20 protein-coding genes are annotated in these 20201 nt (G+C 66.9%); 12 read left to right on the plus strand and 8 right to left on the minus strand.

Annotated features, from left to right (window positions below; translation table 11 throughout):
- The first annotated feature begins 49 nt into the window (after positions 1-49).
- The 4 genes from FHG09_RS18460 (at position 50) to FHG09_RS18475 (ending at position 4149) form a co-directional block, all read left to right on the plus strand.
- On the plus strand, positions 50-1129 hold the full coding sequence (locus FHG09_RS18460; protein ID WP_227492873.1) for a glycosyltransferase family 2 protein: 1080 nt from the start codon (positions 50-52) through the stop codon (positions 1127-1129).
- The gene (locus FHG09_RS18465) at positions 1126-2043 is read left to right on the plus strand and encodes a hypothetical protein (RefSeq protein WP_227492874.1); all 918 of its coding nucleotides are present in this window, start codon (positions 1126-1128) and stop codon (positions 2041-2043) included. Before FHG09_RS18460 ends, FHG09_RS18465 begins: the two co-directional genes overlap by 4 nt.
- Before the next feature lie 71 nt (positions 2044-2114).
- Complete coding sequence (locus FHG09_RS18470; RefSeq protein WP_152349106.1) at positions 2115-2576, plus strand: DUF3151 domain-containing protein; 462 nt, start codon at positions 2115-2117, stop codon at positions 2574-2576.
- 103 nt (positions 2577-2679) lie between these two features.
- The gene (locus FHG09_RS18475) at positions 2680-4149 is read left to right on the plus strand and encodes an MFS transporter (RefSeq protein WP_227492875.1); all 1470 of its coding nucleotides are present in this window, start codon (positions 2680-2682) and stop codon (positions 4147-4149) included.
- A gap of 39 nt (positions 4150-4188) precedes the next feature.
- On the opposite strand, the gene FHG09_RS18480 is transcribed toward FHG09_RS18475, so the two are convergent.
- Positions 4189-4512 (minus strand): ArsR/SmtB family transcription factor, encoded by a 324-nt coding sequence (locus FHG09_RS18480; RefSeq protein WP_152349107.1) that lies wholly within the window; start codon positions 4510-4512, stop codon positions 4189-4191.
- A 199-nt stretch (positions 4513-4711) separates the two neighbouring features.
- Here FHG09_RS18480 and FHG09_RS18485 point away from each other — a divergent pair, with 199 nt between their 5' ends.
- Entirely contained in the window at positions 4712-5788 is a 1077-nt protein-coding gene (locus FHG09_RS18485) for an NADH:flavin oxidoreductase/NADH oxidase (RefSeq protein ID WP_152349108.1), read from the plus strand.
- Between the two features lie 206 nt (positions 5789-5994).
- Here FHG09_RS18485 and crcB read toward each other — a convergent pair whose 3' ends face one another.
- From crcB to FHG09_RS18510, 5 genes are all read right to left on the minus strand, one after another.
- Complete coding sequence (crcB, locus tag FHG09_RS18490; protein WP_152349109.1) at positions 5995-6372, minus strand: fluoride efflux transporter CrcB; 378 nt, start codon at positions 6370-6372, stop codon at positions 5995-5997.
- The gene (locus FHG09_RS18495; RefSeq protein ID WP_193627446.1) at positions 6369-6893 is read right to left on the minus strand and encodes a fluoride efflux transporter FluC; all 525 of its coding nucleotides are present in this window, start codon (positions 6891-6893) and stop codon (positions 6369-6371) included. Before FHG09_RS18495 ends, crcB begins: the two co-directional genes overlap by 4 nt.
- Positions 6890-7498 carry a universal stress protein gene (locus FHG09_RS18500; RefSeq protein ID WP_152349110.1) on the minus strand — a complete coding sequence of 203 codons (609 nt, stop codon included), beginning with the start codon at positions 7496-7498 and terminating at the stop codon, positions 6890-6892. The genes FHG09_RS18495 and FHG09_RS18500 overlap by 4 nt, the downstream gene beginning before the upstream one ends.
- Before the next feature lie 218 nt (positions 7499-7716).
- On the minus strand, positions 7717-8046 hold the full coding sequence (locus FHG09_RS18505) for a nuclear transport factor 2 family protein (RefSeq protein WP_152349111.1): 330 nt from the start codon (positions 8044-8046) through the stop codon (positions 7717-7719).
- A 72-nt stretch (positions 8047-8118) separates the two neighbouring features.
- Complete coding sequence (locus FHG09_RS18510) at positions 8119-8874, minus strand: SDR family oxidoreductase (RefSeq protein WP_152349112.1); 756 nt, start codon at positions 8872-8874, stop codon at positions 8119-8121.
- Positions 8875-8937: 63 nt separating this feature from the next.
- On the opposite strand from FHG09_RS18510, the gene FHG09_RS18515 reads away from it, so the two are divergent.
- Positions 8938-9624: a TetR/AcrR family transcriptional regulator gene (locus FHG09_RS18515; RefSeq protein ID WP_152349113.1), complete on the plus strand. Its 687-nt coding sequence runs from the start codon at positions 8938-8940 to the stop codon at positions 9622-9624.
- Between the two features lie 43 nt (positions 9625-9667).
- Here the strand turns inward: FHG09_RS18515 and FHG09_RS18520 are convergent, their stop codons facing one another.
- Complete coding sequence (locus tag FHG09_RS18520) at positions 9668-10936, minus strand: PLP-dependent aminotransferase family protein (protein WP_227492876.1); 1269 nt, start codon at positions 10934-10936, stop codon at positions 9668-9670.
- 204 nt (positions 10937-11140) lie between these two features.
- Here FHG09_RS18520 and FHG09_RS18525 point away from each other — a divergent pair, with 204 nt between their 5' ends.
- The 5 genes from FHG09_RS18525 (at position 11141) to FHG09_RS18545 (ending at position 18129) form a co-directional block, all read left to right on the plus strand.
- A complete protein-coding gene (locus FHG09_RS18525; RefSeq protein ID WP_152349114.1) occupies positions 11141-11692 on the plus strand; it encodes a DinB family protein in 552 nt (183 codons plus the stop codon).
- Between the two features lie 163 nt (positions 11693-11855).
- On the plus strand, positions 11856-13574 hold the full coding sequence (locus FHG09_RS18530; RefSeq protein WP_193627447.1) for a sensor histidine kinase: 1719 nt from the start codon (positions 11856-11858) through the stop codon (positions 13572-13574).
- On the plus strand, positions 13571-14497 hold the full coding sequence (locus tag FHG09_RS18535) for a response regulator transcription factor (RefSeq protein ID WP_152349116.1): 927 nt from the start codon (positions 13571-13573) through the stop codon (positions 14495-14497). Before FHG09_RS18530 ends, FHG09_RS18535 begins: the two co-directional genes overlap by 4 nt.
- 174 nt (positions 14498-14671) lie before the next feature.
- Positions 14672-15598, plus strand: coding sequence for an ABC transporter ATP-binding protein (locus tag FHG09_RS18540; RefSeq protein WP_152349117.1), 927 nt, complete (start codon positions 14672-14674; stop codon positions 15596-15598).
- On the plus strand, positions 15595-18129 hold the full coding sequence (locus tag FHG09_RS18545; protein WP_152349118.1) for an ABC transporter permease: 2535 nt from the start codon (positions 15595-15597) through the stop codon (positions 18127-18129). Before FHG09_RS18540 ends, FHG09_RS18545 begins: the two co-directional genes overlap by 4 nt.
- Positions 18130-18207: 78 nt before the next feature.
- On the opposite strand, the gene FHG09_RS18550 is transcribed toward FHG09_RS18545, so the two are convergent.
- Complete coding sequence (locus FHG09_RS18550; protein ID WP_152349119.1) at positions 18208-18606, minus strand: hypothetical protein; 399 nt, start codon at positions 18604-18606, stop codon at positions 18208-18210.
- Between the two features lie 107 nt (positions 18607-18713).
- On the opposite strand from FHG09_RS18550, the gene FHG09_RS18555 reads away from it, so the two are divergent.
- The gene (locus FHG09_RS18555) at positions 18714-20000 is read left to right on the plus strand and encodes an adenylosuccinate synthase (protein WP_152349120.1); all 1287 of its coding nucleotides are present in this window, start codon (positions 18714-18716) and stop codon (positions 19998-20000) included.
- Positions 20001-20201 lie beyond the last annotated feature (201 nt).

The following is a 20201-nucleotide window of genomic DNA, read 5'->3' on the forward strand; positions in this document are numbered from 1 at the left end:
GTACGCCCCCTCAAGACCGGGTGCGCGCGGGTGTGGGAAGATTGACAGCGTGTCGAAAGTACTTGAGATCCTGACCCCGGAGGGCCTTCCGCCGCTGGCCGAGAAGCCCGGTGTCTCCTTCATCATGCCGGTCCTCAACGAGGCCGAGCACATCGAACAGGCGATCACCACGATCCTCGCGCAGGACTATGACGGGGACAAGGAGATCGTCCTCGCTCTCGGCCCCTCGACCGACGATACGAATGCCATCATCGAGTCGATGGCAGCCCTCGACCCTCGGATCCAAACGGTCGACAATCCGCAGGCCGCGACCCCGATCGGACTCAACCTCGCGTTCGCGAAGACCCGGCATCCGGTGATCATCCGCGTCGACGCGCACTCCGGGCTGGGGCCCGACTACACTCAGCAGGCCATCGACACCCTGCGTGAGACCCAGGCGGCGAACTGCGGCGGCCTCATGCTCGCCCGCGGCAAGACCCCCTTCCAGAAGGCCGTGGCCCGCGCCTATATGTCCCCGGTCGGCCTCGGCGGTCCCGCGTACCACTCCGGTGACGAGGCACAGGAAGCCGAATCGGCCTACCTCGGTGTCTACCGTCGGGAAGTGTTCGTCCGCCTCGGCGGGTTCGACGAAGGCATCAAACGCGGACAGGACTGGGAACTCAACCTGCGCATCCGCACCGCCGGCGGCCGCATCTGGTTCAACCCCGACATGGAGGTCACCTACTGGCCGCGCGGCACCTGGTCGAAGATCGCCCAGCAGTTCTGGGCCACCGGAATCTGGCGAGCCGAACTCATCCGCCGCTACGGATCGAAGAACTCCATCCGCTACTTCGCCCCGCCGCTGCTCGTGCTCGGCATGGGCGCGGCCGTGATCGAGACCCTGCTCCAGCTGTCCGGGACGACGAAGACATGGCCGAAGTTCCTCCGCCGCTTCACCTCCCTCGTCCATGTGCCCAGCTTCGGCTACATCGCCGGAATCCTGGCGACCGCCTCGGCGGCGAAGGACTGCGGACGACGGGAGAGATTCTGGTTCGGCATCGTCCTGCCGACCATGCACCTGTGCTGGGGCGCCGGGTTCCTCCGGGGACTCGTCACCGGGGCCGGATCGACGAAAGACAGCAGCCGATGAGCAAGAAGAGACCGGACCGGATCGACAAAGACCGCTACGGCCGCGGCACCAATGACCCGCTGCCCACGCCCGATCCCGAATCGGCCGAACGCATTCCCGTGCCCGACCGCCCGGCGCCGAAGAAATTCAACGCACCCTTGTGGGCCGGCGTCATCGTCGTCCTCCTCGTCGCGGGCGTGCTCGCGATGAACATCTTCGGGTCGAAGGATCAGCTGACCGTCGATTCGCTCAATCCGCCGGCCGTGGGTGCCCTCGACGGCGGATCCTCGGTGTACCCGGCGAACTCGAAGCTCGCCTTCACCGAGAACGTGAAGTTCGGCTACCTTCCCGCGCCCACCCTCTCGGCGCTGGGCGACGGCACGATCGTCGCCGCGAACCCGGAGACCGCAGCCGAGGACATGGGCCTGAAGAAGGACCTCGACGAGCTCGACGCCGACGAATTCCTCGACCAGACCATCACCCCCGCCCGCAAGGACACGAGCCCCGGCGAGCCCATCACCTGGGACCAGATCGTCGACGAGTTCGGCGGGGACACCGTGTTCATGCCCGGCATCGACTCCGCCGAGGTGGCCGCCCCGGCCCTGAAGACCATCACCGAGGCGGGGCTCGAGGAGTCGACGATCGTGCGCACCGACGACGCCGAGGTGGCCCGTGCCGCCGCCGAGGCCGGCGTCGGCGCCATGTTCACCGGTGACTACTCAGCGTCCGGGAACGAGTCGCTGTCCGGGGCCGGGTACACGGCCGTGGCCGTCGAGACCGATGCCGCCGAGAAGTGGACCGGAGCCGACCTCGATGTGTGGGCCACCGACGTCAAGGACGAGAAGCAGCTCGATCAGCTCGCCGACGCCGGAGTCACCGGCGCGCTGAGTGAGAACCCGTACAAGGTTCTGCCGTCCGAAGTGAAGACCGACTGACCGTGCTGCCGGGGCGGACAGCCGCCTCGGCGAGATCTGACGACTACGACCCTGACAACGAAGGAGACGCAATGACCCAGCCCATCGGCAACCCATCGCATATCGGCAATCTGGATGCGAGCCAGCTCGGCCCGCAGCCGACCTACCTGCCCGATGACCACCCGGACGTCGAGGCCCGCAAGCGCATCGACTCAGGTGAAGAGCCCATCGACGTCGCCGCCGCACTGCCGGCTTCCTCATTGGCCTGGGCGGAACTGGCCGATGAGGCACACAGGGAAGGCCGCCTCGTCGACGCCTATGCCTACGCCCGCGTCGGCTACCACCGCGGACTCGACGCCCTGCGCGCCGCCGGTTGGCGCGGCGCCGGACCGATCCCGTACTCGCACGAAGTCAACCGTGGATTCCTCCGCGCCCTCTACGCCCTCGGCCGCGCTGCGGCAGCGATCGGCGAAGGTGAGGAAGCCGCGCGCATCGAGGAGTTCCTGAACTCGTCCGACCCGACCGCGGTCGAAGCCATCGGCAAGGGGGAGTAGGCCCGCTGCGACTTCGTCGGACACATCGGTCTCCGTGGCGCGTGAGCAAACGCACCACGGAGACCGATTGTGCTTGTCGGCGGGGCGGCGTAGAACTATATGAATGGGTAATACTTCCGAGACGACCATGACAACCGAGCAGCGCAAGATCCTTGCGGTGATGCTCGTCCCGATGTTCATGTCGCTGCTGAGCGTCTCGATCGTCAACGTCATCCTCCCCGACATGCAGCGCTCGATCGGCGCCTCGAACTCGGCGATCCAATGGGTGCTCTCGGGCTATACGCTCGCCTTCGGCGTGCTCCTCGTCGCCGCCGGCCGAGCCGGCGACCTCTTCGGCCGCGGTCGGCTCTTCGTCATCGGCGTCAGCGTCTTCGCCCTCGGATCCCTCATCTCGGGACTGTCGCCCGATCCGCTCGTGCTCAACATCGCCCGTGTCGTCATGGGCCTCGGCTCCGGCCTGCTCAGCCCCCAGGGCGTGGGGATGCTGCAGCAGTACTTCCACGGCAAGGTGCGCGGTCGCGCCTTCGGGATGTTCGGCACGATCGTCGGCGTCTCCGTGGGCATCGGGCCCGTCCTCGGCGGTGGGCTCATCGCTGTGCTCGGCGAGGAATGGGGATGGCGTTCGGCGTTCCTCATCAACGTGCCGATCGCCCTGGCCGCGATCATCCTCGGCCGGCTCTGGCTGCCGAAGAGCGCCTGGGTCGGCACCGGCACCGAGTCCGATTCGCACGGCCGGCGTCGCGCCGACTTCGACCCGGTCGGGCTCGTTCTGCTCGGCGTGGGCACGCTGCTGGTCATGCTGCCCTTCCTCGAACGCAGCGCAGGGGCCTGGATCTACGCCCTCGTCCCGGTCGGCGTCGCCGTCGTCTGGCTGTGGGTGCGGTGGGAGAACCGGTACTCCCGCCGAGGCGGATCACCGATGGTCGACATGCAGCTGTTCAAGACACGCAGCTTCGCCTACGGGGCATCGCTGACGTCCATGTATTTCGTCGGCATGCCCGGCATCTGGGTCATCGTGGCGCTCTACCTGCAGAATGGCCTCGGGTTCCCCGCCCTCCACGCGGGTCTCGTCGGTCTGCCCTCGGCGCTGCTCTCGGCCATCGCCGCACAGGCGGCCGGACGCGTCGTGCTCACGTTCGGACGGAAGATGGTCGTCCTCGGGGTCGGGATCGGTCTGACCGGGGTCGTCGCCTCGGCGCTGCTGGTGCTGGCGCACGAGTCCTGGGGAGTCAGCATCTGGTGGCTGCTCCTCACACTCGGGATCACCGGCCTCGGGCAGGGCATGGCGATCAGCCCGAATCAGACGCTCACTCTGGCCGAGGTGCCCGTCGATTACGCGGGAAGCTCCGGCGGCGTGATGCAGACCGGGCAGCGAGTGGGCACGGCCATCGGAATCGCGATCGTCACCGCCGTGTTCTTCGTCGTCCAGCCGATGGCCGGATACGGCGCGGCCATCGTCGCGGGCTTCGGGTTCATCGCGCTCGTCATCGTCTTCGCCGGAGTCATCGGACTGGTCGATCTCGCCCGCGGTCGCGCCAAGGACCGGCAGGATGGCCAGCCGGTCAGGAGCTGAGGCTGACCTCCTGTCGGGGCCAGTTATCGAACGGGTATCTCACGCCTCGCCGCGCTCGATGTCCTGCGCGGCGAAGACGGCGTCGAGGAGGCCGGGGAAGCGGGCGTCGAGGTCATCCTTGCGCAGGGTGTTCATGATCTTCGTGCCCTCATATTCCTGGCGGATCACTCCCGCTTCGCGCAGTGTGCGGAAGTGGTAGGTCGCCGTGGACTTCGACACCGGCAGTTCGAAGGTCGCGCACGCGTGATCGCCGAAAGCGTCGTTGAGTTTGCAGGCGACGGTGCGGCGAACCGGGTCGGCGAGTGCGGCCAGTACGGTGTCGAGTCTCATCTCGTCCCGGCTGGGGTGGTCGAGTGTGCGCATCTGAAGCCTCCCGTCTCGCCTTCGTGTCGGTCTGCGGCGGCGTGGGCTGTCGAGGCAGCCACCGGTCGCAGATGGTGTCGTCTCCCTCCATTGTACGAGATATTTGGTAGTACGAAATTTCTCGTAGTAAAGTGCGAACGCGAAGTACGAAGAATCTCATACTTCCGAACGACCAATCTCGACGAGATCACGAGGTGCTATGTCTCATCTGCTGTTCGAGCCGCTCACTCTGCGCGGCCTGACCTTCCGTAACCGCATCTGGGTTCCGCCCATGTGCCAGTACTCCGTCGAGACTCTCGACGGGGTCCCGGCGCCCTGGCACACCGTCCATTACGGTGGCATGGCCCGCGGCGGCGCTGGTGCCGTCATCGTCGAGGCCACCGGGGTCACTCCGGAGGCGCGGATCTCGGCCAAGGACCTGGGGCTGTGGAACGACGAGCAGCGCGATGCCTTCGTCCCCATCGTCGATTTCCTCCATTCGCAGGGCACTGCCGCGGGCATCCAGCTCGCCCATGCCGGGCGCAAAGCCTCGACCTATCCGGAGTGGGGGACCGACCACGACGGCAGCCTGCCCGTCGACGAGGGCGGCTGGCAGACCATGGCCCCGTCCGCGCTGGCCTTCGACGGCCTTGCCGAACCGCGCGCCCTGACCGAGGCAGAGATCGCCGAGGTGGTCGCGGCCTTCCGATCCTCGGCCCGCTGGGCGATCGAGGCCGGGTTCGACTTCGTCGAAATCCACGCCGCACACGGATACCTCCTCCACGAGTTCCTGTCCCCGCTGAGCAATACCCGCACCGACTCCTACGGCGGAACCGTGGAGAACCGGGCCCGTCTGCTGGTCGAGATCGTCGATGCCACCCGCGCCGAGGTGGGCGAACAGGTTCCCGTGTTCGTGCGCCTGTCCGCGACGGACTGGACCGAAGACGGCCTCACGCTCGAGGACACGGTCGAGGTCGCCGCTCGGCTCAAGGAGCATGGCGTCGACCTCATCGACGTCTCCTCGGGCGGCAATGTGATGGCGACGATTCCTGTCGGTCCCGGCTACCAGACGAACCTGGCCGCGGGCGTGCGTAGGGGATCGGGCCTGCCGACTGCGGCCGTCGGACTCATCAGCGAACCGTTCCAGGGCGAGCACATCCTGGCCACCGGCCAGGCCGATGCGATCCTCGTGGGCCGTGAGTACCTGCGCGATCCGAACTTCGCGCTCCGCGCCGCCGACGCCCTGCGCTTCGACATCGACTACCGGCCGGCTCAGTACCACCGCGCGTACAAGTGACCTGACGCTCACGCGCCGGAGCGACTCAGGTCTGACTCGCTGAACGACCCAGGGATCACACGCTGACGGCCCAGTTGAAGTTGAACAGCCCATGTTCAAACATGGGCTCTTCAACTTCAACTGGGCTGTTCGGCGTCTGTGCGGACAATGTCTCGCTGAGTTCGGGCGTGTGGAGATGCGGCTGAGCTCAGAACGGCCGGTCGCGGCTACGTCAGGCCGCCCAACCACAGCCCGAGCGCCGCGGCCGCCGTGGCGAGGGCGAGTGTGCCGAACCCGTTGACGAGACCGGCCGCCCACCGACGTTCCTGGATGAGCCGGATCGTCTCGAAGCTCGCCGTCGAGAACGTCGTATACCCGCCGAGGAACCCGGTGCCGAGCACCAGATGCCAGGACTCCGGGAGGACATGGGTCCCCGCCGCTCCGGTGAGCAATCCCAGCGCCAGCGATCCGGAGACGTTGATGATGATCGTCCCCCACGGCAGGGCGACGCTCATGCGGGACTTGATGAGCCCATCGAGCAGCATCCGCGCCGAGGCCCCCAACCCGCCGGCGACGGCGAGCGCGATGAAGAGCAGTGCAGTCACTTCGCCTCACCGCCTCTCGTCGGATCCGAGCCTACTCGGGCTGATCCGGAGTTCGTCTGCACAGATGACGGAGTCGAGTCCGCCGGGCTCGCTTCGCGTCGGCTGTGGAGTGCCGTCGCCGTGGCGATGCCCGCGAACGTGGCGAGACCGCCGATGAGCACCGTGCCCACTCCGTAGGCGAGACCGATACCGGGACTGCTCGCACCGCCGTGCCCCTGGCCGAGGAGACCGACCGTATCCGCGGCCAGCGCGCTGTACGTGGTGAATCCGCCCATGAAACCGGTGCCGACGAGGATCCGTGCTCTCCGGCGCCACCCTTCATCGGGACCGCTGCGCGCCAGGGAATCCAACAGCAGCCCGAGCAAGAACGCACCGAGGATGTTCACCGTGAGAATCGCCCACGGCACACCGCCGACGGCCGGCAGACCCAAGCTGATCGCCTCTCGCGCGGCCGTGCCGACCGTGCCGCCGACGAACGCGAGCCCCAGATAGAACAGACGGAGGTGGACCGGCCGGGTCACTGTTCGCCCTCACCGGTTTGAAGCTCAGCAGTGGGGGAGGCACCTGGGGTCGGCGACGTCGCAGGAGCTTGGGGTTCTTCCATGCCGTCGTTGCCTGTGGCCAGCGGGACGACGACGAGCGGGCGATGCTGATGCCTCGAGAGCTGGATCGCGACCGAGCCGTTGAAGAATTCGTGCAGCGAGCCGCGGATTCCCGCGCGCCGGACTCCGAGGACGATCATCCGGGCGTCGAGCGCATCGGCGAGTCGATCGAGTTCCTGCGCCGGAGATCCCGCCAGCGCCCGGGTCGACCAGGCGACGTTCGTGCCTGCCAGGGCGGCAGCGATGCGGTCCTGGAGATCGGGGTCGAATTCGGTGGCCGCCTCGGCCGTGGTGTCCGGATCGATTGGCATCGAGCGTACGGTTCCGTCAGGGCGGGTCTCGACGGTATAGCGGGAATCGTCGACGTGGGCGCAGACGAGCTCGGCGTCGAAGTGGGCGGCGAAGTCCGCGGCGGCGGCGATCACCTCGGCAGGCTGATCGGGGACGATGCCGAGGATGACGCGGGCGCGCGGCGGCCCGTCATGTCTCAGGTCGCGATGTCTCGGTTCGGGGCTGATGCTCATGGTCTCTCCTACCTTTCGGGCATGCTGACGCCGGTCGAGGTAGGGACTGTTGTCGAAGACGGACCATCACGGTCCGCGTCGAGGTTGGGTACGGCGAGCCCCACCGCCGTGCCGCGCAAGCGCGACACCAACATTGTGCCACAGGGCCGCAGCGAAAGGGCCGTCGGATGATCAACATCCGACGGCCCTTTCGCTGCGGCATCAGCTGTCGCCGTGTGTCAGCCCTCGCGGATCGTCATCTTGCTCAGTTTGTCGCCGTCGATGGCGAAGGCGAACGATGAGCGACCGTTGGCATGCGTCGAACGCCAATCGCCGACGACCGTGACGTCGTCTCCGTCGACGGTGACCTCTTCGGGCGTGAAGACGCCGGCTGCGCCGATGAATTCGTTGTCGCTCCACGCCTTGATGGCCTCTCGGCCATGGAACTCGCGCCCCCAGTCATCGACGATGCCGTCGGTGGTGAAAGCATCCAGGAAGCCCTGGTCGTCGTGAGCGTTGACGGTGTCGATGAAGCTTTCGACGGGTTCGGGAATCTGCAGATCGGACATGTGTGTTCCTGTGGTTTCATGGTGTGGCAGTTTCATGAGTGCTCAGTATGCGAATTGGGCGTCGACTCCGCCTCAGCGGGTGGTGTAGCCGCCGTTGGCGAAGATGGTCTGACCGGTGATCCAGTGGCCCTCTGTGGCGAGGAAGCGCACGATCGGTGCGATGTCCTCGATGTGGGTCAGGCGATTGCCCATGCCCTGCGACTTGTGGAACTCCACTCGTTCCGGCGTCTCCTGGCCGTAGAAGAAGGGTGTGTCCATGGGGCCGGGAGCGACGGCGGTGACGGAGATGCCGCGCTCGGCATATTCCTTCGCCGCGGCTCGGGTGAAGTGCTCGACCGGGCTCTTGCCGCCGGCGTACGTGGAGTAGCCGTCGGTGAACGCTGCGAGCAGAGCGGTGACGATGGTGACGATCTTCCCGTTGTCGGCCAGGTGCCTGCCCGCCTCCTTGATGAAGAAGTAGGCGGCCTTCGCGTTGATGTCGAACATCGCGTCGTACTCATCCTCGGTGGTCTCCGCAATGGGTTTGCGCAGAACCTTGCCTGTCGTATTCACCGCGATATCGATGGCCCCCAACGCCGAGACGGCATCGTCGAAGAGCTTCTCGACGTTGGCGGGCTGGGTGAGGTCTCCGGTGAGCAGGACACCCTTCGAGCCGCTGGACTCGACGGCTGCGAGTGTCTCTTCGGCCTCCGGGCGCGTTGCTTCCGAGTTGTAGTGGATGGCGATATCGGCTCCCGCCGCGGCGGTCTGCCGGGCGATGAGTCCGCCGAGGTTCTTGCCGCCTCCGGCGATGAGGATGGTCTTGCCCTGAAGGGTCTGTTCGGTCATGGTTTCAACCTCCATATCGTTGCTACATCGAACTATATCGACGTTACACTATAATATAGCGATATGACAGAAGTTGAGGCAACGGATACACGAACCCGCCTGCTCGAGGCGGCCGCCGACCTCATCGCCGCTGCGCCCGGAGAGGACTTCTCACTGCGGGCGGTCTGCGACGCGGCGGGGGTCAAGATGCCCACTCTGTATCACTTCTTCGGCAATAAGCAGGGGCTGATCGAAGCTGTCGTCGAACGTGGTTTCGACATGTATCTGTCAGCCAAATCCTCGACCGAATCCAGCGGCGACCCGATTCAGGATCTGCGTGTGGGCTGGGACGCCCACGTCGCCTTCGGTCTGGAGAACCCGGGTTTCTACACCCTCATGTACGGCAAGGTCAGGCCCGGCTATTCACCCGAGGCGCAGTCGAAGCCGAGCGAGATTCTGCGCAGTCTGACTCTCAAGGCCGAACGGGAGGGACGACTCGTCGTCGGCCATGAGCAGGCGGCTGCTCATGTGCTCGCCACGAATATCGGCGTCACGCTGCGACTGATCATCCAAGGCAGGGACGATCCCGCGCTCTCGGCAGGCGTGCGCGAAGGCGTGCTCGCCGCCATCACCGGAACCGGACAGACGGAACCGGGCGACGCTCGTCTGGGCCATGCTGTCATCGAACGTGCTGCGGCGAACCCGGGAATTCTGGGCGAAACGGAGACTCAGCTCCTCATCCAATGGATCGGCCGCCTCGGCGAGGTCTGATGCCGAGCGCCGAGGCGGCCGAACCGGCCATCGTGAACTGAGCTCAGCGCTCTGAGCGGTACCGATCGAGGGCGCGGCGGAGGCGCTCGAGTCCGTCGTCGATGCGGTCGGGGGCTGCCGAGGCGAAGCACAGCCGCAGTGCGTTCGAGAAGTTCCCGGCCGGCGAGAAGGCGGGACCGGGGATGTAGGCCACACCCTCCTCGAGCGCGGTGGTCATCAGATCTTCGGTCTTGATCGTCTCGTCCTCGAAGGTCACCCACAGGAAGAAGCCGCCGTCGGGGTCGGTGGCTCGGATCTCTCCGGGGAAGAGCCTCTCGAGGCCTTGTGACATGGTGATCTTGCGCTCGCGGTAGGCCTCGCGCAGGGTCTTCACATGAGCGTCGGCACCGCCTTCTTCCAACCAGCGGGCGATGAGGTGCTGGTTGGGAACGGGGGCGCAGGAGTCCATCGTCTGTTTGGCGTTGACGGCGAGCTCGCGGACCTCGGGGTCGACGTCGATCCAGCCCACGCGCAGGCCCGGGGCGACGAACTTCGAGAACGTGCGCACCCCGAAGATGAGGGGATCGTTCGGGCTGAGGTCGCTCAGCGCGGGCACGGACTCGCCGGAGAAGCGCAGCATTCCGTACGGGTTGTCCTCGATGATGACCGAGCGGTGCTTGTGGGCGAACTCGAGGAGGCGTTCGCGACGCGGCAGAGACATCGTCACCCCGGCCGGATTCTGGAACGTCGGGACGGTGTAGATGACCTTCGGGGCGCGCCCGGTGCGCTTCGTGTGCTCCTCGAGAGCCTCGATCTGCATGCCTTCGTCGTCGACGGGAACCTCGAGGATCTCCGCCTCATAGCTCATGGCCGTGGCCGAACCGTTCGTGTAGGTCGGCGACTCGCAGGCGACGAGATCACCTGGAGTGACGAAGAGTTTGAACCCGAGGTCAAGTCCCTGCATGCCCCCGGAGGTGATGAGGAGACGGTCGCGGTTTCCCTGCTGTTCGGGCGGGATCTGTTCGGTCGCTGTGAGGTAGTCGTGGACGGCGTCGATGAGGACCGGCTCGCCCTTCGTCTCCCCGTACGTGAAGTTCTCTGGGGAGAAGACGTCGGAGGCGATGCGGGCGAAGTCCGCGGCCGGGAGCATGTCCCGGGCCGGTGCCCCCATGCCGAACTTGACGATGTCGTGGTCGTATTGGGCCAGCACCGTGGTGGAGGCATCGATGACGGACCCGACGAGTTGGTCGTGGCGGCGAGCGTAGGGCAGCGCGGGAGTCTGCGGCTGGTTCTGCGAAGCACTCGTGGCCGGATGCATTGAAGTGGTGGACATGAGCGACCTCCTCTGAGCGGTGATGCCCTGAAGTCGACTGCTCCGGCGACGTTCAGAAGGCTCCTGCCCGAACGACGGGTTACGTGGGTCACTTCAGCATAGGTCCGGGTGACCTGCCGGACAAGGATGCTGATCGCCTGCGATTCCGGGCGAGTCGGCGCTCGGGTCCGTCCTCCCCCGCCGAGGCGGCTCTACAGTAGGGACATGACAGGTGTAGGCGCCGACGGCGGCAGTCCGACTATCAGACCTTTCGATGTGCGCGAGTCCGACCTCGGCGTGCAGTTCACAGCGTTCATCGACGAACACCGACAGCATCTGCTCGGGAGCCTCGACGACCTGAGCGAAGACGAAGCGAGGCGGTCCCTGGTGCCGAGCAGAACGCGCCCGCTGTCTCTGCTCAAGCATGCGGTGTTCGTCGAAACCGTCTGGTTCGGTGAGGCGGTCACCGGCCGGAGTCGAGTCGACTACGGGCTGCCGCAGGACTCGAAGGACTCCTTCCTCCTCGACTCCTCGGACACGATCGCCAGCGTCTCAGCCGACTTCCGGGCCGCCGTGGAACGCTCGCACGCCGCGATCGAAGGGATGGGCCTCGACACCGTGCTCACCGGCCATCGGGCCGGACCGATGCCGCTCAAATGGGTGCTCCTGCACGTTCTCCGCGAACTCGCCCAGCACTGCGGACACGCGGACATCCTCCGTGAGCAGATCCTCGCCGAGCGGGGGAGACGCAGCGGCTGGTCCGGGGCTGCGCCATAGGGGAGGGCCGCCTCGGTGAGTGGGGGCGGGCCGCCCTCCGGGGTGAGCGAGCTGCCGCGGGTGAGCGCCGCGGCCGCGGGTGAGCGCCGCGGCCGGCATGGTCTGCTCGGATCAGCCCTGAGTATGATGTGAGCTCCGGCGGCGCGGAACTAACATGGCCGGCATGAGCAATCGATCGATCCGGACCGAGGGCCACCGCCCGGAGCCGCAGCAGCGCACCCCCGACCGCGTCGACCGCATCCGTCGCACCCTCACCGCTCATCCGTGGATCGTCGACTCGCTGCTCTGGGCTCTGCCGATCACCTATCTGACCGTCGTCTTCACCTCCTCTCAGGCCGAGCGGAGCGAGATCGCCCTGGTGCCCGTGGCTGTGCAGGTCGGCATCGTTCTGCTCCAGACGCTGCCGCTGGGACTGCGGCGCACTGCCCCGCTGCTGAGCTCCTCGCTCATCGCCGTCGGCTGCCTGCTGACCGTGCTCACGATGATGGGACCGACGTTCGGAATCGTCGCCGTGCCGATCACCGTGTATTCGACGACGGCGTGGGGGACACGGAACCACGGTCGCATCGTGCTCGCCCTGGGCCTCCTCGGCGCGCTCTTCCTGGGCGGGTGGCTCTACCTCGTGTCCCTGCAGGCGACGATCGGGGTGAACCCGCGTCCCTTGGCATTCGGCGAATACGTGCTGCTGGTCGTCGTCGTGGCGCTGTGTGCTTCGATCGTGCTCATCGCCTGGCTCCTGGGCGGAGTCGGATTCCGTCGCCGCCGCGAGATCGAGGGCATCCGGGAGCGCAACCGCCTGCTGGAACGCGAACGCGAATCCGAGACCCGGCTGGCCGCCGATGCCGAACGCATGCGCATCGCCCGCGAGATGCACGATGTCATCGCCCATTCCCTGTCCGTCGTCATCGCCCAGGCCGACGGCGGTCGCTATGCGGCGAAGACCGATCCGGCCGTCGCCGTCGGAGCCCTCGAGACCATCGCGCAGACCGGACGGGAAGCCTTGGCACAGACGCGGTCGCTGCTCGGCTTCCTCCGCGCCGAGGAGGACGACGAACGCTCTTCGTCGCCGCTGCCCGGCGTCGCCGACATCGGCTCCCTCATCGCCGATGTGCGATCGGCGGGGCTTCCGGTCTCGGTGACCGAACTGGATGACGTCGACCGCGGTCGCTTGGCCGAAGGAGCGTCGCTCGCCGTCTACCGCATCGTTCAGGAAGCGCTGACGAATGTGCTCAAACATGCCGGGGACGGTGCTCGGGCACATGTCGAGCTGCTGGCCGAGGACGCGGAGCTCGTCGCCCGGATCAGCGACAACGGAACCGGACAGACGAGCGCCCGCGTGAGCGGAGAAACGGACGGCCACGGAGCGGACGACCCGACAGGGACGGCTGCCCACGGCCGTGGCTACGGCATCGTCGGCATGCAGGAACGCGCCGCGCTCTACGGCGGTACGCTCACGGCTCGACCGATCCGTTCGACCGGAGTGAAGGACCGTCCCGAAGGGCGCACCGACGCGAAGCCCGGCTTCTCTTCCGGTGCGGTCATGGGAAGCGCTTTCGGAACGACGACGGGATTCCTCGTCGAGGCCCGACTGCCGCTGACCGCTCCCGCGCCCACTTACGAACCCGAACCCGGACCCGAACCCGGGCCCGATTCCGGACCCGATTCCGGACTCACCCCGGGCACCGGCACTCAAGATTCGTCCGATCATGGAGAGAATGGGTCTGCCGAAACAGGGCAGACCGCCCGAACCGGGCAGACCGCCGGAACAGGACAGGAGGCTGAGACGGGACAGCCCGCCGAAACCGGGCAGACCGCCGAGGCTGCCGAGGCTGCCGAGACCGGAGAGAGTCAGTCCGTCGAAGTCGAGGAGAGCAGCCGATGAGCGCCGATGGCGAGGCGACCGTGTACGGTCGGACTGATGCTCGGGGGAGCGGGCCGCTTCGCATCGTGCTCGTCGATGATCAGGCCCTCGTGAGGGCGGGCTTCGCCATGGTCATCGGCTCCCAGCCGGACCTCACCGTCGTCGGGCAGGCCGGCGACGGTGAGGCAGGTCTCGACATCGTCAGGCAGGACGAACCCGATGTCGTGCTCATGGACGTCCGGATGCCCCGTATCGACGGCATCGAAGCGACCCAGCGGATCCTCGCTCTCGCCGACGAGGGGACGATCCGTCCCCCGAAGATCATCGTGCTGACCACGTTTGACGATGACGACTATGCCCTGCGCGCGCTGCGCGCCGGTGCGTCAGGCTTCCTTCTCAAAGACACCCTGCCCGAGGTGCTCCTCGAGTCGATCCGCACCGTCGTCGACGGTGGTGCCGTCATCGCCCCCACCACCACCAAACGACTGCTCGAGACACGACTCCTGCCCCACCTCGGCGCGGGAGATCCACCACATTCGGATCTGAATTCGGCGGCCGCGGGAACCGATGCGAGATCGGCCGAGGCCGTTGCGCCCATCCCGCCCGGGGACGGTGAGCCTGCATCATCCGAGGTGGGCACCTCTGCGCTGAGCGGTCGGGGGACGTTGAGCACCGCTGGCGCGGATGCGTCCGGGCTGGCCGGTGCGAGCCGTCTCGATGCGGCCGATATGCGCCGGTTGGAGTCACTGACCCAGCGCGAGACCGAGGTCCTCGTCCTCATCGCCACCGGTCTGAGCAACACCGAGATCGGCGAGCGGCTCTTTCTCGCGCAGCCGACTGTGAAGACCCACGTCGGTCGGATCCTCATGAAGCTCGCGGCTCGTGACCGTGTGCAGGCCGTCGTGTTCGCCTACGAAGCCGGCCTCGTCGGACCCCGTCACTGAGCCAGGGGCCATCCACACGAGACCTGGGCCATCCTCGGTGACCCGACGATGATCCCGGGAGTCCGGGATCATCCTCAGGTATGACGGGTGGGGCACGGCCGCCTCGGTGCTCTGCGGCGAAGACCATCCTCAGGTCCGATGTGGGCGGGTGGGTCCGGCGACGAAGCTGGAGGCATGAACACATCAGCGACACACACCGATGCCCATCCCTCCCAGACTCCGCCCCCGGCCCCCGCGCAGGGTTCGACTCGGGCCCAGGGGCCGAATCCCGCGCCGAGGCTGGCCATCCAAGCCATCGGACTGCGCAAGACCTACGGAAGAGGGGACGCGCAGGTCCGACCGCTCGACGACCTCAGCCTCGACATCGAAGCCGAACGCTTCACCGCCATCATGGGACCTTCCGGCTCGGGCAAATCGACTCTGCTCAACATGCTCGCCGGACTCGACACCCCGGATTCGGGTGAGGTCTTCATCGGGCGCACGGCGATCTCACGGCTCAGCGACCGCAAGCTCACAGCGCTGCGCCGCGACCGCATCGGCTTCGTCTTCCAGTCATTCAACCTCGTGCCCGCGATGAGTGCCGAGGAGAACATCCTGCTGCCCTCTCAGCTGTCGGGACAGAAGACCGATCGTCGCATCTTCGACCGCATGGTCGACCTGCTCGGTCTGCGCGAGCGTCTGGGCCACCGGCCGCACGAGCTCTCCGGCGGACAGCAGCAGAGAGTCGCCGTCGCCCGTGCCCTCGTCGCCCAGCCCGATGTGCTCGTCGCCGACGAGCCCACCGGCAACCTCGACTCGTGCTCCGGTGAAGAGGTGCTCAACATCCTGCGCGCCTCGGTCGATGAGCTGGGCCAGACCGTCGTCATGGTCACCCACGATCCCCGGGCCGCAGCCCGCGCCGACCGTGTCGTCCTGCTCGCCGACGGCCGCCTGGCCGGTGAGCTCGCCCAACCGGATTCGGAGTCCGTGGCCGCAGCGCTGATGAATGTCACGGCAGGCTCGGCAGCTTCGGGAGCCGCACCTGCTGGGCAGCCGGCCGGGCCCCAAGCCGGCACCGGGTCTGCAGACGGAGCCGCATCGACAGGCGGAGGTGCTCGATGATCCGCATCGCCTGGTCCAACCTCCGCAGCGCCTCCGGGCGTCTGAGTGCGGCGATGATCGCGATCGCCGTGTCCGTGGCCTTCATCGTCGCGGCCCTCCTGTTCTCTCAGGCCTTCGGCGACACCCTGCGCAATCAGGTCCGCGCCGAATGGGCCGGTGCCGACGTCGCCGTCACCGCGGCCGCATCCGACGACCCGGCCGCCGCGGCCGATGAGGCCTCACCGCTGACCGATTCCATGCGTCAGACGGTGGCCGACGTCGATGGGGTCGAGTCCGCCCAGCTCACCGAATCCGCCTTCGTCTCGGTGTCGGCGGGATCTACCTCCGTGACGGGGTCGGCGACGAACCTCCCACAGGGACAGGCGGAGACCGTCGACGGCTCCGCCCCGGACTCGGATGACGAACTCATGCTCCGCGAAGCCGATGCGAAGACCCTCGGGGTCGGCGTCGGTGACACCATCACCCTCGGCGAGTTCGACGGGGCGCGGCGGTCCGCCGCCGACGGGCCGAGCTTCACCGTCTCGGGCATCATGCCCGGTTCCTCGGCCGCGGGGATGAACCTCTACCTCACCGACGGCGGACTCAAAACCGCTCCAGGTGAGCTCGTGCCCGACTCCATCCGGGTCGTCGCCGACGACGGGACTGATCGCACGGCCCTCGCCGAGGCGGTCGAATCCGCGCTCGCCGATGCCGATGCCGACGTTTCGGTCCGGACCGTCGACCAGGTCGTCGAGGAGCAGATCGAGTCGCTGTCGAACACCTCCGACATGCTCTCGACCGTCGGCATCGCCTTCGGACTGCTGGCCGCGGGAGTCGCGGCACTCGTCATCTCGAACACCTTCAACGTCCTCGTCGCCTCCCGCACCCGCGTGCTCGCGCTCTTCCGCGCGATCGGAGCCTCACGCAGTCAGGTGCGCGGAGCCGCGGTGGTGGAGAGCCTGAGCCTCGGAATCGTCGGATCCGTGCTCGGCGTCGGACTCGGGCTCCTCATCGGATGGGGACTCTCGGCCGTGGTCCGTGCGCTGTGGATGCCGGAATTCGCTCAGATGTCGCCGTCCGTCTCGGCGTTTGTCGTCGGGCCGATCGTCGGCATCCTCGTCACCCTCGCCGCGGGTCTGATCCCCGCGATCCGGGCCTCTCGGGTCTCCCCGATCGAAGCGCTCCGCCCGGTCGATGTGCCTGCCGCCGCCCCGCGCATCCGGTGGGTGCGTCTGAGCCTGACGCTTGTGCTCGGCATCGCCGGAATCGGACTGTGTCTGCTCGGCACCACCAGCCAGTCCGTGCTGTTCGGCATCGTCGGCTGCTTCGCGCTCTTCGTCGCCCTCCTCGTCGGTGCGAAGGTCTTCGTCCCGCCCTTGGTGGCGCTGTTCGCCGGCGCGGTCGGTCTCATCACTCGGCGCTCGCCGGCGGTGAAGCTGGCCGGACGGTCGGCGAGCACCGCGGGAGGACGCACCGCCTCGACGACGGGTGCTCTGCTCATCGGCATCACCCTCGTCACGGCCGTGGTCGTCGGTTCGTCGAGCCTGCAGCGGACCCTCGAGCTCGCCACCGCCGAGGACACCCCGGTCGACCTCGTGGTCTCCACAGCAGGTCAGAGCGGTGCCGACGATGCGAAGATCGGCTCCGTGCTCGATGATTCGCCGATCGTCGAGGAGCGCGAGAACGTTCCGGCTCCCACCGCCTCGGTGAGCGTCGGTGGGACCGATGGGTCCGGCGATGTGGCGATCACCAGCGCCGAGGCGGCCGCGGACTCCCCGGTTCTGCGCAGCGACGGCTACGACGTCGATGCGGGCACGATCCTCATCGACCCGAGATCGGTGGGACTCGACGACGCGGATTCCGATGTCGACGGCCAGACCGCGACCGTCCGCCTCGGCGATCAGGATCTCGATCTGACGATCGAGACTTCCTTCGACGTCCCCGCAGGGACGGCCCTGGTCAGCGGTGCCGATGCGAAGACCCTCGAGGCGGCGGCCGGCGACGATGTGGCCGAACAGACCTGGGCGAAGATCGCCGATGACGCTTCGAGTTCGCAGATCGAGGCCCTGACCTCAGAACTCGATGCCGTGGGCGCCTCAGGCGATGCGGCTGCCGCACAGTATCGGGCGGAGTTCGCCTCGATGTTCCAGGTCGCGCTGAGCGTGGTGCTCGGGCTTCTGGCGGCTGCGGTGGTCATCGCCGTGATCGGAGTGAGCAACACGCTCACGCTCTCGGTCATCGAACGACGTCGGGAAGGCGCGCTGCTGCGGGCGCTGGGATTCACCCGAGCGGCGATGTCGCGGATGATCACGATCGAATCGCTGCTCATGACGCTCATCGCGCTGATCGTCGGAGCCGGGGTCGGCACGTTCTTCGGTTGGGTCGGAACGGCGTCGATGATGCCTGCCTCAGCGAATCCGGTGCTGTCCGTGCCGTGGACGCAGATCGGACTGATCGGCGTCGCCGCAGTGCTCGCGGCCGTCCTCGCCTCGGCGATACCGGCCCGGTCCATGTCGCGGATCGCCCCGGCCAAGGGCATGAGCATGGAGTGAGCGTCGGATGCACTGCGCGCCGCGGCCCCGGCTTCTTCGGGACCGCGGCGCGCGGTGTGCATGTGTGCGGGAGCTGACTCAGTCTTCCCAATCGGTGCAGGTCATGGTTCCGTCGAGCGTGGCCGAGCCGAGCTCGGTCCCGTCGAAGGTCACGCTCTCATCGCCGACATTGACGCCCTTCGGGCTGTTCGTCTCATAGGGGCGTCCCTCGCCGACCTTGACCATGACGAAATCGGTGCCCTCGGCCTTGACCAACGGCAGCTCATTGTCCGTCTTGCCGATGATGTGCCGGAGACTGCCCGGCTTCCCGGAGCAGTAGACATCGGTGGGTTCGATCGTGACGGTCTTCCCTCCAGTGTCGAGAGTGAGCCCCGTGTCCGCGGAAGCGTCTGGGGACTCGTCCGAGGCTGAGCCGGAACACCCGCCGAGAGCGAGGAGGCCGGCAAAGGCAGCTGCGGTGATCGATCTGGTGCGCATCGGTCCATTATCGCCGACAGAAGCTCCCACTGACCTTCGTGTCAGTGTGACCCAGTAGACTTAGGGAGTAATGACATCCCCTTTTCACTTCGAGGTGAAGTACTCTCATGCCAGCAATCGTTGTCGTCGGCGCTCAGTGGGGCGACGAAGGTAAAGGTAAGACCACCGACATCCTCGGCACCAGCGTCGACTACGTGGTCAAGCCCAATGGTGGGAACAACGCCGGCCACACGGTTGTCGTCGGAGGAGAGAAGTACGAACTCAAGCTTCTGCCGGCGGGCATCCTCTCACCGAACGTCACCCCGGTCATCGGCAACGGCGTCGTCGTCAACCTCGAGGCGCTCTTCGAGGAGATCGACGCACTCGAATCCCGCGGCGCGGACACCTCGAAGCTGCGGATCTCGGCGAACGCCCACCTCGTAGCCCCGTACCACCAGACCTTGGACAAGGTGACCGAACGCTTCCTCGGCAAACGCGCCATCGGCACCACCGGCCGCGGCATCGGCCCGGCCTACATGGACAAGATCGGGCGTCTGGGCATCCGCGTCCAGGACATCTTCGACGAGTCCATCCTGCGGCAGAAGATCGAGGGATCGCTGCGGCAGAAGAACGAACTGCTCGTCAAGGTCTACAACCGTCGGGCCGTGTCCGTCGAGGAGATCGTCGAATACTTCGAGCCCTTCATCGAACGTCTGCGTCCCTATGTCGCCGAGACCGAGCTCATGCTCAACGAGGCTCTCGACCGCGGTGAGGTCGTCGTCATGGAGGGCGGTCAGGCGACCATGCTCGACGTCGACCACGGCACCTACCCGTTCGTCACCTCGTCGAACCCGACGGCCGGCGGATCCTGCGTCGGCACGGGCATCGGGCCGACCCGGATCAACCGTGTCGTCGGCATCGTCAAGGCCTACACGACCCGTGTGGGTGCAGGTCCGTTCCCGACCGAACTCTTCGATGAGATGGGCGAATACCTGCAGAAGGCCGGCGGAGAATTCGGTGTCAACACCGGTCGTCCGCGCCGCTGCGGCTGGTACGACGCGGTCATCGCCCGCTACGCCGCGCGCACCAACGGCTTCACCGACTACGTGCTCACGAAGCTCGATGTGCTCACCGGCATCGACCGGATCCCCGTCTGCGTGGCCTACGACGTCGACGGAGTGCGCCAGGACGAGATGCCGGTGTCCCAGACTGAGTTCCACCACGCGAAGCCGATCTTCGAGTACTTCGACGGCTGGACCGAGGACATCACCACGGCCCGGACGTTCGACGACCTGCCGGAGAACGCGCAGAAGTACGTGCTCGCCCTCGAGGAGCTCTCCGGCTGCCGGATGTCCGTCATCGGCGTCGGCCCCGACCGTGAACAGTCCATCGTGCGTCACGACCTGTTGGACTGAGCGGACCCCGGGGAACCTCCGGGCCTCGTCACATGCCGAAGGGCGGAATCGACAGTGAGTCGGTTCCGCCCTTCGGCATCTGCCCGCTTGGTGGGAACACCTGACGAGGCACTCAGGCTGCTTGTCTCATTCTCGCAGGATTCATTGAGGCTTGAAGCCGTTCAAGTGTAACGTGCCGGTCATGCTCCACTTCGGATTCCC

Origin of the sequence: Brevibacterium sp. CFH 10365, assembly GCF_009299785.1 — a bacterium.
Classification (GTDB): Bacteria; Actinomycetota; Actinomycetes; order Actinomycetales; family Brevibacteriaceae; genus Brevibacterium; species Brevibacterium limosum.

Bases quoted from the DNA above. Each gene is read 5' to 3' on its own strand.
- FHG09_RS18465 (WP_227492874.1), top strand. From the start codon at position 1,126: ATGAGCAAGAAGAGACCGGACCGGATCGACAAAGACCGCTACGGCCGC.
- FHG09_RS18470 (WP_152349106.1), top strand. From the start codon at position 2,115: ATGACCCAGCCCATCGGCAACCCATCGCATATCGGCAATCTGGATGCG.
- FHG09_RS18475 (WP_227492875.1), top strand. From the start codon at position 2,680: ATGGGTAATACTTCCGAGACGACCATGACAACCGAGCAGCGCAAGATC.
- FHG09_RS18480 (WP_152349107.1), bottom strand. From the start codon at position 4,512: ATGCGCACACTCGACCACCCCAGCCGGGACGAGATGAGACTCGACACC.
- FHG09_RS18485 (WP_152349108.1), top strand. From the start codon at position 4,712: ATGTCTCATCTGCTGTTCGAGCCGCTCACTCTGCGCGGCCTGACCTTC.
- FHG09_RS18500 (WP_152349110.1), bottom strand. From the start codon at position 7,498: ATGAGCATCAGCCCCGAACCGAGACATCGCGACCTGAGACATGACGGG.
- FHG09_RS18505 (WP_152349111.1), bottom strand. From the start codon at position 8,046: ATGTCCGATCTGCAGATTCCCGAACCCGTCGAAAGCTTCATCGACACC.
- FHG09_RS18510 (WP_152349112.1), bottom strand. From the start codon at position 8,874: ATGACCGAACAGACCCTTCAGGGCAAGACCATCCTCATCGCCGGAGGC.
- FHG09_RS18515 (WP_152349113.1), top strand. From the start codon at position 8,938: ATGACAGAAGTTGAGGCAACGGATACACGAACCCGCCTGCTCGAGGCG.
- FHG09_RS18520 (WP_227492876.1), bottom strand. From the start codon at position 10,936: ATGTCCACCACTTCAATGCATCCGGCCACGAGTGCTTCGCAGAACCAG.
- FHG09_RS18525 (WP_152349114.1), top strand. From the start codon at position 11,141: ATGACAGGTGTAGGCGCCGACGGCGGCAGTCCGACTATCAGACCTTTC.
- FHG09_RS18530 (WP_193627447.1), top strand. From the start codon at position 11,856: ATGAGCAATCGATCGATCCGGACCGAGGGCCACCGCCCGGAGCCGCAG.
- FHG09_RS18535 (WP_152349116.1), top strand. From the start codon at position 13,571: ATGAGCGCCGATGGCGAGGCGACCGTGTACGGTCGGACTGATGCTCGG.
- FHG09_RS18540 (WP_152349117.1), top strand. From the start codon at position 14,672: ATGAACACATCAGCGACACACACCGATGCCCATCCCTCCCAGACTCCG.
- FHG09_RS18545 (WP_152349118.1), top strand. From the start codon at position 15,595: ATGATCCGCATCGCCTGGTCCAACCTCCGCAGCGCCTCCGGGCGTCTG.
- FHG09_RS18550 (WP_152349119.1), bottom strand. From the start codon at position 18,606: ATGCGCACCAGATCGATCACCGCAGCTGCCTTTGCCGGCCTCCTCGCT.
- FHG09_RS18555 (WP_152349120.1), top strand. From the start codon at position 18,714: ATGCCAGCAATCGTTGTCGTCGGCGCTCAGTGGGGCGACGAAGGTAAA.